We start from the raw sequence: 14,771 nt of genomic DNA on the forward strand, positions 1-14,771 counted from the left end.
GTGTCGGCCACGGTCACCCTCGCCGAGACGGCGGGCTACAACGGCACGGTGCTCAACGGCGCCCTGCTGGTGTCCCTCCCCATCGCCCTGCTCGGCGGCCTCGTCTCCTTCTTCTCGCCCTGCGTCCTGCCCCTGGTCCCCGGCTACCTCTCCTACGTGACCGGGGTCACCGGCACCGACCTCGGCGAGGCCCGGCGCGGCCGCATGGTCGCCGGCGCGTCCCTGTTCGTCCTCGGCTTCACCGCCGTGTTCGTCTCCAGCGGCGCGCTGTTCGGCTACTTCGGCCAGACGCTCCAGGAGAACCGGAGCGTGCTGACCAACATCCTGGGCGCGTTCATGATCCTCATGGGCGTCTTCTTCATGGGCCTGATGCCCTGGCTCACCCAGCGCGAGTTCCGCTTCCACAAGAAGCCGGTGAACGGCCTGGTCGGCGCCCCGATACTGGGCGCCCTGTTCGGCATCGGCTGGACGCCCTGCATCGGCCCGACCCTCGCCTCCGTGCTGGCGCTCTCCGCCGACCAGGGCACCGCCGGGCGCGGCGCCGTCCTGACCGTCGCCTACTGCCTCGGCCTCGGCGTGCCCTTCGTCCTCGCCGCGGTCGCCTTCCGCAAGGCGCTCGGCGCCTTCGGCTGGGTCAAGCGGCACTATGTCTGGGTGATGCGCGTCGGCGGCGTCATGATGATCGCGACCGGCCTCCTGCTCCTGACCGGTGCGTGGGACAGCCTCGTGCAGGACATGCAGACCTGGTCCAACGGCTTCACTGTGGGGATCTGACCGATGAGCACCACCTCGAACACCACCCCCGGGACCGACCCCGGCAAGCAGCCGAAGGCCGACGGCGACCAGCAGGACCTCGGCGCCGCCGGCTCCCAGTTGTCCACCGCGCCCGCGGAGGAGGCCCCGAACCTCCCCTCGCTCGGCGTGATCGGCTGGGCCCGCTGGTTCTGGCGCCAGCTCACCTCGATGCGCGTCGCGCTGCTCCTGCTCCTGCTGGTGTCGCTGGGCGCCATCCCGGGGTCGCTGATCCCGCAGGACGGCATCGACGCCGTGAAGGTCGAGGAGTTCCGCCAGAACCACGACCTCCTGGCGCCGGTCTACGACAAGCTCGGGCTCTTCCACGTCTACAGCTCGGTGTGGTTCTCCGCGATCTACATCCTTCTGTTCGTCTCCCTCATCGGCTGCATCGTCCCGCGCACCTGGCAGTTCGTCGGCCAGCTCCGCGGCCGCCCGCCCCGCGCCCCCCGGCGCCTGGACCGGCTGCCCGCCTACACCACCTGGCGCACCGCGGCCGAGCCCGAGGAGGTCCGCGAGGCCGCGCTGACGCTGCTGAAGAAGCGCCGCTTCCGCGCGGACGCCGCCGGGGACGCCGTCGCCGCAGAGAAGGGCTACCTGCGGGAGGTCGGCAACCTCGCCTTCCACATCGCGCTGATCGTGCTCCTGGTCGCCTTCGCCTGGGGCCAGCTCTTCAAGTACGAGGGCAACAAGCTGATCCTGGAGGGCGACGGCTTCGCCAACACCCTCACCCAGTACGACGACTTCAAGTCCGGCAACCTCTTCGACCCGGACCACGACCTGGCCCCCTTCAGCTTCACCCTGAAGGACTTCCACGGCACCTACGAGGCGACCGGCCCCAACCGCGGCACCCCGCGCGTCTACGAGGCCGAGGTCACCTACAGCGAGGGCGCCCACGGCGCCGAGAAGTCGAAGACCGTCGAGGTCAACAAGCCGCTGAACATCGACGGCTCCAAGGTGTACCTGGTCAGCCACGGCTACGCCCCCATCCTCACCGTCAAGGACGCCAAGGGCGACGTGGTGATGGACAAGCAGGCGGTGGCGCTGCTGCCGCTGGACGGCAACGTCACCTCCTCCGGCGCCGTCAAGGTCATGGACGGCTACCGCAACGCCAAGGGCGAGAAGGAGCAGCTCGGCTTCAACGCGTTCTTCCTGCCGACCTACGGCGGCAAGGACAGCGGCATGCGCTCCACCTTCCCGGCGCTGCTCAACCCGATGCTCGCCCTGTCCGCCTACCACGGCGACCTCGGCGTCGACGCGGGCATCCCGCAGAGCATCTACCAGCTCGACAAGACCAACCTGAAGGAGTTCAAGGACTCCGACGGCGAGCTGTTCAAGAAGCAGCTCAAGGTCGGCGACACCATGACCCTCCCGAACGGCGCCGGCACGGTCACCTTCGACGGCGTCCAGGAGTGGGCCGGCTTCCAGGTCACGCGGCAGCCCGGCAGCGGGTGGGCGCTCGGCGGCGCCGTCGTCGCCATCTTCGGCCTGGCCGGTTCCCTGTTCATCCAGCGCCGCCGCGTCTGGGTGCGGGCCGTGCGCGGCGCCGACGGCGTCACCGTCGTCGAGATGGCCGGCCTCGGCCGCAGCGAGTCCGCGAAGGTCCCCGAGGAACTGGGCGACCTCGCCGGAGTCCTGTACGACCAGGCGCCCGGCGCGCCCGACGCCCCCGAGACCGACGACACCCCCGATTCCTCCCCCGACACCCACGTCGTACCTGCCGAAGGGGCTGAGAAGTGACTCTCGCCGCCGCAACCGAGCTGGCCGCCGCGACCAACGAACATCTCGCGAACGTCAGCAACACGCTGATCTACTCCGCGATGGCCGTCTACACCCTGGCCTTCTTCGCGCACATCGCCGAGTGGCTCTTCGGCAGCCGCAGCAAGGTCGGCCGCACCGCCGCCGCGCTCACCGCCGCGGGCCAGTCCAAGGCGGGCGCCAAGGCCGGTCCGGCCGTCACCGTGAAGAAGGCCGGCGGCACCGCCGTGCTGGAGCGGCCCGAGGTCGTCGTACGCGCCGCCTCCGGCTCCCGCGACGTGCCCGACGGGCCGGGCGCGCACGGCGGCACCGAGAAGGGCGACCTCTACGGCCGCATCGCCGTCTCGCTCACCGTCCTCGCCTTCGCCATCGAGGCGGGCGGCGTCCTCACCCGCGCGTTGTCGGTGAAGCGGGCGCCGTGGGGCAACATGTACGAGTTCAACATCACGTTCACGACGGTCGCTGTCGGCGTGTACCTGCTCCTGCTCCTGCTGAAGAAGAACGTCCGCTGGCTCGGCCTGCCGCTGGCCACCACCGTCCTGCTCGACCTCGGCCTCGCCGTCACGGTCCTGTACACGGCGAGCGACCAGCTGGTGCCCGCGCTCCACTCGTACTGGCTGTACATCCACGTCTCGACCGCCATCTTCTGCGGCGCGGTCTTCTACGTCGGCGCGGTCGGCACGATCCTGTACCTCTTCAAGGACAGCTTCGAGAGCAAGCTCGCCTCCGGCGGCACCCCCGGCCGGTTCGCCAGCTCCGTCCTGGACCGGCTGCCCGCCGCCGCCTCCCTCGACAAGTTCGCCTACCGCGTCAACGCCGCCGTCTTCCCGCTGTGGACGTTCACGATCATCGCGGGCGCCATCTGGGCGGGCGACGCCTGGGGCCGGTACTGGGGCTGGGACCCCAAGGAGGTCTGGTCCTTCATCACCTGGGTCGCCTACGCCTGCTACCTGCACGCCCGCGCCACCGCCGGCTGGAAGGGCCGCAAGGCGGCCTACCTGGCCCTGGTCGCCTTCGGCTGCTGGCTGTTCAACTACTACGGCGTCAACATCTTCGTCTCCGGCAAGCACTCCTACGCGGACGTGGGCCTGGGCGCCCTTCAGTCGGTGGGCTTCTGACCGACCGAGGTGACGATGTCCCGCAGCCGCTCGACGTACAGCCGCAGGTTCTTGTGGGCGACGTCGGTGTCCGGGTAGCGGCTGGCGAACCACAGGCCCTCCGGGAGCCGGGTGACCCAGGCGCACACCTGGTCGCCGTAGGAGACCCGCAGCAGCGCGTACGCGGTCTGGTCCGGCCAGCCGTCGGCGCCCGGGACGTCGCGGGCGTCGACGTACGACACGATCGAGTACAGGTCGGGTGAGGTCGGCCGGAAGTCCGTGCCGAGCAGGCGCAGCACCCGGTCGATCGGCATGCGGGACATCCGCCGGTTGGCCTGGAGTTCGGCGCGGACGGCGCGCAGGGCGGCGGGGAAGTCGCGGGCCCGGTCCACCGGGACCTCGATCGGCGCGCCGCCCACGTACCAGCCGACGGACTCCGTCCACTGGGACCGCGACCGGGTGTGGAAGGGGACGACGGTGCGGTAGACGGGCTCGCCGCCGATCTCGTGGACGATCAGCGCGGTCGCGGCCAGGACGCCGACGAGGCTGCCGCCGTAGGGGCGGCAGTACGCCTCGAACGCGGCGGCGTCGGCCGCGTCCACCAGCGGCTCGCGCAGCAGCCGCTGTTCGGGCAGCGGGCCGCCCGGCCGCAGGCCCAGGTCGACGGGGAAGGACGGCAGCCGGCCGTCGCAGCGCCGGATGAACTCCCGCCAGCGGGCGACGACGTCGTGGCTCGCGTCGATCCGGTCGGCGTCCGCCCGCTCGGCCTCGCAGAAGTCGACGTAGGAGGCGACCCGCGGCCGCGGCACGCTCCGCCCGGCCGCGCCGGCGGCGTACAGCTCGCTCACCTCGGCGGGGATGCGGTAGATGGAGTAGGCGTCGACGTTGCTGTGGTCGAAGGCCATATAGACGCCGACGCCGTCGTCGCGGACGACCGCCGTGTAGATGAGGTTGGGCCAGCGCAGCGCGTCGGCGACCCGGTCGAAGCGGTCCTGGAGGTGCCGGGCGAGGTCGGCGGCGTCCGTGAACTCGCCGACGTCCTCGCGGTGCAGGGCCACGGCGTCCGCGTCGAGCGTGAACCGCCGCATCGTCTCGCCGCCCTCGCCGCCCTCGCCGCCCTCGCCGCTCCACCGGAAGCCGCTGCGCAGCGTCTCGTGCCGCAGGGTCCAGGCGCGCAGGGCCTCCTGGAGCACGTCGAGGTCGACCGGGCCGGGGATGTCGAAGGCGGCGCCGAGCCAGGTCGGCACGAACAGGCCGTCCTCGCGCACCGACCGGGCCGTGCGGATGTGCGACTCCTGGATGTACGCGGGCGGACGCGTGTCCTCGGGCAGCGCCGCCGCGAGGTCGAGCGTGCCGGGGCTCAGCGTCCACTCGACGAGGCGCCCGGGCCGGATCTCGCAGCGCTGGATGTCGGTCATTCGCACGAGAGGGTCTCCGTTCGCAGATGTACAGACCCGACCAAGGGAATGCCGTCTCCGCGACCGTGCACCGGGTGTGTCGACACTGTTCAACGAAACGGATGGCCTCTCGAACGCCGATCCGCCCCCGGGCCGGGGCGCCCTTCACCCTTCCCCCGTGCCTTCTCTGTGCGGCCTTCACCCCCTGCGTCAAGTGCGCGTGGTCAGGGGCCGGGGTGGCCGCCTCCGGGCTCGGCCAATCCGCTCCGGGCGGTGGCCACGACGGAGGCGAGGAGGGTGTAGTACGCCGCGGGCCTGGTGTCGAAGTCGACCCGTGCGGAGATGCCTTCCGGATCGTGGTCCCCGCCGCGCAACAGGTCGACCGAGGCCTGGGCGAACCGCTCGGCCAGGCCCTCCCGCTCGGCCGTGGCCAGCAGCGCGCGCAGCTCGGCCACCGCTGCCGGCATCCGTGCCCGTTCCTCGCGTCCCGCCCGCAGCATGTGCTTCCACCCGGCGGCGGGGGCGGCGTCGGCCAGCTTCCGGTCCAGCGTCGCGGCGAGCCGGCCTCCCGCCTCCGCCGCGCCGCGGGCGCCCGGCCCGGCCTCCACGAGGACCCGCAGGGCTCTCAGCAGTGCCGCGGTCCGCGGACCGGTGCCGTCCGCGTCCAGCCGTACCACCGCGTCCCGGGCCACGAGATCGGCGGTCTGCCGTGCGGCCGCCCACGCTCTCTCGCCCTCGTGCCGCCCCACTCCCGCGGCGTGGGCCACGCCCCAGGCCCCGGCCTCCAACACGTCGCGCACGCTGCGGATGCCACCGTCGGTGAGCCGCTTCGTGGGCAGGCGCCTGCGGTACGTGGTCCGGAGCCGCGTGACCGGCAGCCGCGCCAGCCGCTCACGCACCAGCTCCTCGTGCAGCGGTGCCCATGCCTCGCGCACCGACGCCTCGGCCCGCGCATGGTCCTCGGCCACCCGGGCGGCCGCCTCCCGCAGCCGCCGTGCCCGGCGGAGGACGCCGGGGCTCATGCCGTACAGGCGGGAGACCGAACGGATGTTGCCGCCGACGAGACCGACGATCGTCACGAGCAGACCGACGGCCAGCAGGCCGTCGGTCACCTCGACCGACGCCTCGATGTCCTCGTCCTCGTCCAACGAGGACAGGTCGCCCTTGTGCGGCCCCTCGGCCAGGACGTATCCGACGTCCCAGCCCAGGTCGGTTCCCGGTTCGTAGGCCGGTGCCTTCAGCCTGGCGGACCGGTACGGGTCGCACCGGTACGACCCCGTGTGCTCGGCGCCGTCGTACGGGTCGGTCCACCGGACTTCGCACGTGCCGTCGGGTTCCTCGTGGAGGACGGTCAGGTCGACGGTCTCCCGCTCGGGGTAGTCCGGCGTCGCCAGGTAGCCGGCCACCGAACACCCGATCAGCACCAGACCCAGCAGGACGACCCACCTGAAAATGGGAACGTGCTTCATCCCGGACCCCCCCCGCCGCTCGTCCGTCACGGACATGACCGCCGGTCGAGTCTGTCCGTGCCCGTGCCCCGTCGACAAGGGCGGAGACCGGCAACCGCGGCACCGGACGGGTTTCCGGAACCACGACAGGAACCACGACCGGAACCCGGGGGAGCGGGCGCCGTCCTACGGCCCCTTCGCGCTGATCGAGCGCCAGATGCGCTCCGGCAGGATCCGCGCCGCCTCGTCCAGGTCGAGGTCCCGTATCCCGGACAGGTGGCGCCGGGCGACGGCGACCACCGGGCCCAGGACCAGGGCCTCCAGCAACGGCCCGGGGAGCGGGGCGACTTCGCCGGCGTCGATGCGGGGCTGGATCCACAGCGCCATCGCCGAGACGACCGGGGCCTGCGCGTCCCGCACCTCCCGGCCCCGCGCCATCAGGTGCCGGTCGGCGCGCGGGGAGTGGACGAGGAGCGCGGCGCCGGGGTGGTCGCGGACGAAGGCCAGATAGGCCCCGACCACCGCCCGGATCCCCTCGCGGGCCGTCCCGTTCCGGGGCAGTGCGCCGACCAGTTGCTCGAACAGCCGACCGGTCCAGCGCTCGGTGAGCGCCGTGAGCAGGCCGTCGAGGCTGCCGAAGTGGTGGTAGAGGCTGCCGAGGCTGACCCCGCTGGTCCGGGTGACGGCGGTGACGGTGACGCCCTGCTCACCCGACTCCGTGTAGAGGCGGAGCGCGGCGTCCAGGAGGAGGTCGGAGGTGACCTCGCCGCGGTGTTGTTTGGGGCTCATGGGCAGGTGCGCTCTCGTCGGTCTTCGTCCGGGGCGGTGCTCGTGGCCTTCCGGTTTCTAGAACTATTTTCTAGAAGTTCCTTCCAATCCTATGCCCGTCTGACTCAGACTGACTCCTGCGGGACACGCGCGTCCGCCCGGACTTCGGAGGGGAGCGGGCGGGCCGCGGGCCCCGGTCGTCGGGACAACGGGGAGACGGGGCTGACGTGTTGAAGCTGGAGGGCAGCGGAGCGGAGCCGCTGGAGGACGGGGACCCGCGGTGGATCGGCCCCGTCCCGCTGATCGGACGCCTCGGCTCCGGCGGCATGGGCCGGGTCTATCTCGGCGTCCACGAGGGCCGGTACGCGGCCGTCAAACAACTCCTGCCCTCGGTCGTCGCCGAGGACGAGGACTTCCTGCGCCGGTTCGGACACGAGCTGGACAACCTCGCCCGCTTACCCACGGAGGCGACGGCGCCCCTGCTCGTGGGGGACAGGGAGGCCCGGCCGCCGTGGTTCGCCACCGCCTACGTGCCCGGCATCACCCTGACCGAGGCGTTGGAGGCCCACGGCGGTCCGCTGCCCGCCCGGGCGCTGTGGCTGGTCCTGCGGGAGGCCGCCAGGGGGCTGGCGGCGGTGCACGCGCTGGACATGGTGCACCGGGACCTGAAGCCGTCCAACGTGATGCTGACCCTGGAGGGCCTGACCCTCATCGACTTCGGGGTGGCGCGGGCGGCGGAGCAGAGCCAGCTGACGCGCACGGGCATGGTGGTGGGCACGCCCGCCTACATGTCGCCCGAGCAGGCCTCGGGGAAGTGGGCGTCCAGCGGGGTCGTCGACGTCTTCGCGCTGGGGTCCGTGCTCGCGTACGCGGCGTCGGGCCGTCCGCCGTTCGGGGACGAGTCGGGGCACGCCGTGCTGTACCGGATCGTGCACGAGGAGCCCGACCTCGGGCCGCTCAGGGACCTCGATCCCGAACTCGCCGGCCTGGTCGCGTCCTGCCTGGACAAGGACCACGAGGGCCGCCCCACCGCCGCCGAACTGCTCGACGCGGCCGAGCGCCACGGACCCTACGAACCCCTGCTGTGGCCGCGGGCCGTCACCGAACCGCTGGCCGAACGCGCCGCCTTCGTCGGCACGTTGCCGGAGGCGGCGGACCTGCCCGAGCCCGAACCCGAGCCGGCCGCGACGGGCGGCCCGGTGCCCGAACGGCGTGGCCACCGGCGCCGTAACCGTGTCTTCCTCGGCGTCGTCCCGATCGTGGTGGCGACCGGCGCGACCCTCGCCTTCCAGCTCCTGCCGTACGCCTCCGGCCCCGACAGGGCCGAGGCGGGCACCCCTCCGACCCCGTCCGCCTCGGCGGCCCCGGACCCGACGGGACCGTCCTCGCCCTCGGCGTCGTCCTCGGCGTCCGGCAGGCCGTCCCCGAGCCCGTCACCGTCGAAGAGCGGGACGGACCAGGACACCGGCAAGGGCAGGGGCGAGGACGACGGCAACGGCGCCGGGGCGGACGGCACCGAGGGTGACGGCGGAGGGGGCGCCGACCGAGCCGGAGGCGCGGGCACCACGCGGAACGGGGGCTCCGGGCGCGCGGGCGCGGGCGGCGACTCGTCCGGCGACTCCGGCAGCGCCGGGGACTCGTCCGGTTCCGGGTCCGGGGCCGGGTCCGGTTCCGGGGGATCGTCCGGGACGGGCGGCCCGTCCACCGGCGGCGGCTCCAAGGACGGCGGTACCCCCTCGTCCGGCACGTTCGCCCTGAAGAACGGGGAGAACGGCAAGTGCCTGGTGATCGGCGCCGGCGGGTGGGTGCAGTTCGGTTCCTGCGGGGGCCCGGCCGCGGCCTGGACGTTCCGCGACGGGGCCGACGGCGCCGTGAAGATCGTCAGCCAGTCGGCCGGCGTCTGTCTGAGCGCCAACATGATCGGCCAGAACGTGGTCACCCAGGACTGCACCGACTACCTCGGGGCACGGCTGTGGATCCCGGGCTCCGGATCCACCCTGAAGAGCGTCTTCAACGACGGCTGTCTGGCCCTGGGATTCGGCGGCAACATCACCTCCCAGCCCTGCGAGCCGGGAACGGCCGCCCAACGCTGGACGCGGCTCTAGGGACAGAGGAGGACACGGGGGCTCGGACACGGGGACGTACGGGACGTCCGGTCACCGAGGGCGCGGCCGGGCCGGTCACTCCGCCGCCGGCCGGTGCCGCGCCGCGTCCCTGAGCAGGTCCGCGAGGTCCGCGACGAGGTCGCGCAGCTCGTCCGGCCGCTCCACGACGAACGGGCGGCCCAGCGACGCGAGCAGTCCCGGCAGCCAGTCCAGGCGCTCGGCGCGGATGTCCACCCGGCACCAGGGCCCGGCCCCGCCGCCGGGCGCGGTGCCGCCCCCGTCCGCCTCGGCGGCCACGACCGCCACGCTGCCCGGCAGCAGGGCGCGGACCTCCCCGGCCGTCCCCCGCACCCGTACCGTCACCTCGTGCCGGTGGGGAGCGGTGGCCAGCGCCGTCAGCACCCGCTCCGCCGGACCGGGCCCCGGCGGCGGCTCGAACGTGCCCGGCAGCACCCGCGCGGAGGCGATGCGGTCGAGGCGGAACGTGCGGTCCGCGGCGACCGAGAGGTCCCTGCCCGTCACGTACCACCGGCCCCGGTGCGCGACGAGCCCGTACGGGTACAGGGTCCGTTCGCCGCCCCGGCCGCTGCCGCCGGTGTACCGCACCGACACCGGCCGGTGATGGCGCACCGCGTCGGCGACCGGGAGCAGGACGGCGGCCTCGGGCGCGGCGGCCTCGGCCGGAGCGGTCGTGAAGGTGAGGGAGTCGAGCACCGCGTCCAGACGCCGGCGCAGCCGCTCCGGCAGCACCCGCCGGATCTTCGCCGCCGCCGTCTCGCCCGCCGTGCCCGCCGCCGCCGTGATCCCGGTCCGCCGCCCGGCGACCAGGCCCAGCAGGACGGCCAGCGCCTCGTCGTCGCTCAGCATCAGCGGGGGCATGCGGTGGCCGGGGGCGAGCCGGTAGCCGCCGTAGCGGCCGCGCACCGACTCCACGGGGACGTCGAGGTCGACGAGGTGGCCGACGTACCGGCGCACCGTGCGCTCGCCGACGCCGAGCCGGTCGGCGAGTTCGGCCACGGTCCGCACTCCGCCCGCCTGGAGCAGTTCGAGCAGGGTGAGCACACGGGACACGGGACGGGACATGCCCCAAGTCTGCCGCCGGTACCGGCCGGAAAGTGACCGGTATCGCGCCTAGCGTGCGAAGGGACGGCACCGAACAGGAGTGAACCGATGAATCTCGTCTCGATCCGCGTCATCACGGACGACGTCGCCCGCCTCGTCGCCTTCTACGAGCGCGCCACCGGCCTGCACGCGACCTGGGCCACCGAGGACTTCGCCGAACTGCGCACCCCCTCCGGCACGCTCGCGATCGGCAGCACCCGCACCGTGCCGCTGTTCGCCCCCGGCTCCGCCCGCCCCGCCGACAACCGCAGCGTGATCATCGAGTTCCTCGTCGACGACGTGGACGCCGTGCACCGGAACCTGACCGGGTTCGTCGCGGACTTCGTGAAGGAACCCACGACCATGCCCTGGGGCAACCGCGCGCTCCTCTTCCGCGACCCCGACGGCAACCTGGTCAACTTCTTCACCCCGGTCACCCCGGCCGCCGTCGAGAAGTTCGCCGGCGTCGCCCGCTGACGGCCCCCCTATGCTGGACCCGCCCGCAGGGGCGAGTACCGCACGCCGGGAGGGATCTGTGTCAGCGCTGGAGCCGGACGACCCGCGCTCCGTCGGGGAGTACCGGCTGCTGGGCCGGCTGGGCGTGGGCGGCATGGGCCGGGTCTTCCTCGGCCGGTCCCCGGGAGGACGGCTCGTCGCGGTCAAGGTGGTCCACGCCGAGCTGCTGCGCAGGCCGGAGTTCCGCGACCGCTTCCGTCGCGAGGTGCGGGCGGCCCGCATGGTCAGCGGCGCCTTCACCGCGCCCGTCGTCGACGCCGACCCGGACGCGCCGCTGCCCTGGCTGGTCACCAGCTACATCGCCGGACCGTCGCTGGACCAGGCGGTGGCCGAAGGCGGGCCGTTCGAACCGCAGGCGGTGCTCACGCTGGCCGCCGGGCTGGCCGAGGCGCTGGTGTCCATCCACGCCGCCCACCTCGTCCACCGCGACCTCAAGCCCTCCAACGTGCTGCTCGCCGAGGACGGGCCGCGCGTCATCGACTTCGGCATCGCCCGCAGCGTCGACGCCGACTCCCTCACCGGCAGCGGGCACATGGCGGGCTCCCCGGGCTTCATGTCCCCCGAGCAGGTCAACGGGGACGAGGTCACCTGGGCCAGCGACGTGTTCTGCCTGGGCACGGTACTGGCCTTCGCGGCGACCGGCGCCAACCCCTTCGGCGCCGGTCCCACGCCCGCGCTGCTCTACCGCGTCGTGCACCACGCCCCCGACGTGGACGCCGTCGCCGACCCGGCCCTGCGGTCCCTGATCGCCGACTGCCTCGCCAAGGACCCGGCCCGCCGTCCCGCCCCGCGCGAGATCCTCGCCCGGATCGGCCCGCTGGGCGGCGAGAGCGCGACGGCCCTGCCGCACGCCCACCAGTGGACGCCGGCCGTCCGCCCGACCCGCGCGGACGCCGTGCCCACCCGGATCGTCCCGCCGCCCGCCGCACCCCCGGCCGCTCCGCGGACCCGGGTCGACACCGCGGTCGTGCCGACGCCCGCACCGGCGGACCCGCGCCCGGCGCCGGCCGGGGGCGCCGGCCGCCGCAGCCGGCGCACCTTCCTGCTCTCCGGCGCGGGCGCGCTCGCCGCCCTGGGCGTCGGGACCGGGTTCTGGCTCAACCGCCCGGCCGGCGCGGACCCCGGGGAGGGCTCCGCGCCCGCACCGTCGCCCTCACCCTCCGCCGCGGCACCGCGGCCCCCGCGGCCGGTCGGGCACTGGCCGCTCGACGAGGGCGCGGGCCAGGTCGCGCGGGACACCGCGGGCGGCCACGACGGCACCGCGACCGGCGTCGCCTGGCAGGACTCCGCCGCCCTCTTCGACGGGACCGGCAGTCAGATCGTGACCGACGGCCCCGTGCTGAAGACCGGCGCGGGCCGCAGTTTCACCGTCGCCGCCTGGGTCCGCCTCTCCGTCGTGCCGGGCACCTTCGCCACCGCCGTCAGCCAGGACAGCGCCGACGCCAGCGGCTTCTACCTCCAGTACTCCGGCGAGGACCAGGGCTGGGCGTTCTCCCGCCCCGGCCTGCGCGCCGTCGGCCGTACGGCGCCCGCCGCGCACGTGTGGACCCACCTGACCGGCGTCTGCGACGGCCCCGGCCGCAGGCTGAGCCTGTACGTCAACGGCGTCCAGGAGGCGGAGGTCGAGGACACCGGCCCCGCCCCCGCCACCGGCGCCTTCATCATCGGCCGGGCCTCCTACGGCGGACAGCCCCGCGACTTCTTCCCCGGCGCCGTGCGCGACGTACGGGCCTTCGACCGGGCCCTCGCCCCGGCGCTGGTCGCGCGGCTCGCCTGAACGGGTGACGGCCGCTCATCAGCGTTCCGTGGCGCAGCAGTTGGGGCGGCCGTGCTAAAGATGTAGCTTCCGAGGAGTGGCCGCAGCTCCCGCACGGAGCGCGCGGACCCGGCGAACGGGGAGAGAGTTGAACGGGGAAGCCGGATCCGGCCTCACGGGCAGTGGCGCCGAGCCGTTGGAGGACGACGACCCGCGCAGGATCGGACCGGTCCCGCTGCTGGGCCGCCTGGGCGCCGGCGGCATGGGCCGGGTCTATCTCGGCGTCCACGAGGGCCGGTACGCGGCCGTCAAGCAGGTCCTGCCGTCCGTCGCCGGCGAGGACAAGGAGTTCCTGCGCCGCTTCGGACACGAGCTGGCCAACCTCGCCCGGCTGCCCGCGGAGGCGACGGCGCCCCTGCTCGTGGGGGACGGGCAGGCCCGGCCGCCGTGGTTCGCCACCGCCTACGTGCCCGGCATCACCCTGCGCGAGGCCGTCGACCTGCACGGTCCGCTGCCCGCCCGGGCGCTGTGGCTGGTCCTGCGGGAGGCCGCCAGGGGGCTGGCGGCGGTGCACGCGCTGGACATGGTGCACCGGGACCTGAAGCCGTCCAACGTGATGCTGACCCTCGACGGGCTCACCCTCATCGACTTCGGCGTCGCCCGGGCCGTCGACCAGAGCGAGTTGACGCGCACGGGCATGGTGGTGGGCACGCCCGCCTACATGTCGCCCGAGCAGGCTTCCGGGAAGCGGGCGTCCAGTGGCGTGGTCGACGTCTTCGCGCTGGGGTCCGTGCTCGCGTACGCGGCGTCGGGCCGTCCGCCGTTCGGGGACGAGTCGGGGCACGCCGTGCTGTACCGGATCGTGCACGAGGAGCCCGACCTCGGGCCGCTCAGGGACCTGGATCCCGAACTCGCCGACGTGGTCGCGTCCTGCCTGGACAAGGACCACGAGGGCCGCCCCACCGCCGCCGAACTGCTCGACGCGGCCGAGCGCCACGGACCCTTCGAACCCCCGCTGTGGCCGGACGACGTGACCGAGCGGCTGGCCGAACGCGCCGCCTTCGCGGCACGCACCCCCGATCCCGCCGACCTGCCGCCGCCGGCGCCCACGACGGCACCGACGGCACCGGGCGCGACGCCGGATCCCGAGCCGGCCCGGGATCCCGAGCCCGTGGTGGCACGCAAGCCCGAGCCCGCCGCCGGGGCCAAGCCCGACAAGCCCCGCAAGGAGCGCCGCCGCAACCGCGTCCTGCCCGTCTTCGTGCCCGTCGTGGTCGTCGTCGCGGGAGGAACCCTCGCCTTCCAGCTCCTGCCCCACGTCACCGACGCCGACGACGCCGCGGGGCCCGGACCTTCCGCCTCCGTCACGGTCTCCGCACCCGCGACCCCCACGGGATCCGCCGACCCGGGCTCGGCGAAGCCGTCCGCGTCCACCAGCGCGTCCTCCTCCCCGTCGAAGAAGCCGAAGCCGGAGGGGCAGGAGTCGGCGACCGCCCCCGGTGCGGCCGACGCGGAGGACGGGAAGGGCGCCGGCGGTCCGGACGCCGGGGGCGGAAGGGGGCCGGGCGCCGTCGACTCCGGCAGCGGTGACGGCAGCGGCGACGGTGGCGGTCGCGCGGACGACTCCTCGTCCGGCACGGGATCAGGGACCAAGGCTCCCGCGACGGGCGGTGTCACCCTGCGCAACGCGTCGAGCGGCCAGTGCCTCGTCGCCTCGGACACCGCTTCGTACGGCAACGTCTCCGGCGGCGGGTGCGGTGCCGCGACCGCCCGCTGGAGCCTGCGGAGCGTCTCGTCGGGCACGTACCGCATCGTCCACCAGGCGTCCGGCACCTGCCTGTCCGGCTACGGCTCGATGCACAGCGCGACCTGCGGCGCGGACAACGCCCAGGAGTGGCGCCTGGGTTCGGGCGGCACCGTGATCCTCACGAACCACGACCTGTGCCTGGAGCACGCCTCCCCGAGCGGCATGATCATGCGCCGGGCCTGCTCCGGCTCGGCGTCCCAGAGCTGGACCAGGTCCTAGCCCCAGC

Annotated in this window: 11 protein-coding genes; 7 read left to right on the forward strand and 4 right to left on the reverse strand. The window is 73.9% G+C overall.

Features of this window, described 5'->3' with window-relative positions:
• From Sdi02f_RS07190 to ccsB, 3 genes are read left to right on the forward strand one after another with little or no spacing between them, the layout of a single operon-like run.
• The gene (locus Sdi02f_RS07190; protein ID WP_030401654.1) at positions 1–774 is read left to right on the forward strand and encodes a cytochrome c biogenesis CcdA family protein; all 774 of its coding nucleotides are present in this window, start codon (positions 1–3) and stop codon (positions 772–774) included.
• Positions 775–777: 3 nt separating this feature from the next.
• On the forward strand, positions 778–2,532 hold the full coding sequence (resB, locus tag Sdi02f_RS07195) for a cytochrome c biogenesis protein ResB (protein WP_031086770.1): 1,755 nt from the start codon (positions 778–780) through the stop codon (positions 2,530–2,532).
• Complete coding sequence (gene ccsB, locus Sdi02f_RS07200; RefSeq protein ID WP_030401656.1) at positions 2,529–3,668, forward strand: c-type cytochrome biogenesis protein CcsB; 1,140 nt, start codon at positions 2,529–2,531, stop codon at positions 3,666–3,668. The genes resB and ccsB overlap by 4 nt, the downstream gene beginning before the upstream one ends.
• Here ccsB and Sdi02f_RS07205 read toward each other — a convergent pair.
• The 3 genes from Sdi02f_RS07205 to Sdi02f_RS07215 form a co-directional block, all read right to left on the reverse strand.
• Complete coding sequence (locus tag Sdi02f_RS07205; protein WP_055467530.1) at positions 3,650–5,071, reverse strand: condensation domain-containing protein; 1,422 nt, start codon at positions 5,069–5,071, stop codon at positions 3,650–3,652. The genes ccsB and Sdi02f_RS07205 overlap by 19 nt on opposite strands.
• 197 nt (positions 5,072–5,268) lie before the next feature.
• Positions 5,269–6,513 carry a hypothetical protein gene (locus Sdi02f_RS07210; protein WP_108932961.1) on the reverse strand — a complete coding sequence of 415 codons (1,245 nt, stop codon included), beginning with the start codon at positions 6,511–6,513 and terminating at the stop codon, positions 5,269–5,271.
• A 165-nt stretch (positions 6,514–6,678) separates the two neighbouring features.
• Positions 6,679–7,281, reverse strand: a complete 603-nt coding sequence (locus tag Sdi02f_RS07215; RefSeq protein ID WP_030401659.1) for a TetR/AcrR family transcriptional regulator — start codon at positions 7,279–7,281, stop codon at positions 6,679–6,681.
• 206 nt (positions 7,282–7,487) lie between these two features.
• On the opposite strand from Sdi02f_RS07215, the gene Sdi02f_RS07220 reads away from it, so the two are divergent.
• Positions 7,488–9,365, forward strand: a complete 1,878-nt coding sequence (locus Sdi02f_RS07220; RefSeq protein ID WP_108932962.1) for a serine/threonine-protein kinase — start codon at positions 7,488–7,490, stop codon at positions 9,363–9,365.
• Between the two features lie 75 nt (positions 9,366–9,440).
• On the opposite strand, the gene Sdi02f_RS07225 is transcribed toward Sdi02f_RS07220, so the two are convergent.
• A complete protein-coding gene (locus Sdi02f_RS07225) occupies positions 9,441–10,448 on the reverse strand; it encodes a helix-turn-helix transcriptional regulator (protein WP_030401661.1) in 1,008 nt (335 codons plus the stop codon).
• Positions 10,449–10,535: 87 nt separating this feature from the next.
• On the opposite strand from Sdi02f_RS07225, the gene Sdi02f_RS07230 reads away from it, so the two are divergent.
• The 3 genes from Sdi02f_RS07230 to Sdi02f_RS07240 all read left to right on the forward strand — a co-directional run bounded on the left by Sdi02f_RS07230 (position 10,536) and on the right by Sdi02f_RS07240 (position 14,764).
• A complete protein-coding gene (locus Sdi02f_RS07230; RefSeq protein ID WP_030401662.1) occupies positions 10,536–10,943 on the forward strand; it encodes a VOC family protein in 408 nt (135 codons plus the stop codon).
• 58 nt (positions 10,944–11,001) lie between these two features.
• A complete protein-coding gene (locus Sdi02f_RS07235) occupies positions 11,002–12,759 on the forward strand; it encodes a protein kinase domain-containing protein (RefSeq protein ID WP_108932963.1) in 1,758 nt (585 codons plus the stop codon).
• Between the two features lie 127 nt (positions 12,760–12,886).
• The gene (locus Sdi02f_RS07240) at positions 12,887–14,764 is read left to right on the forward strand and encodes a serine/threonine-protein kinase (protein WP_108932964.1); all 1,878 of its coding nucleotides are present in this window, start codon (positions 12,887–12,889) and stop codon (positions 14,762–14,764) included.
• Positions 14,765–14,771: the final 7 nt, after the last annotated feature.

It is taken from the genome of Streptomyces ardesiacus (assembly GCF_003112575.1).
GTDB classification, from domain to species: Bacteria; Actinomycetota; Actinomycetes; order Streptomycetales; family Streptomycetaceae; genus Streptomyces; species Streptomyces ardesiacus.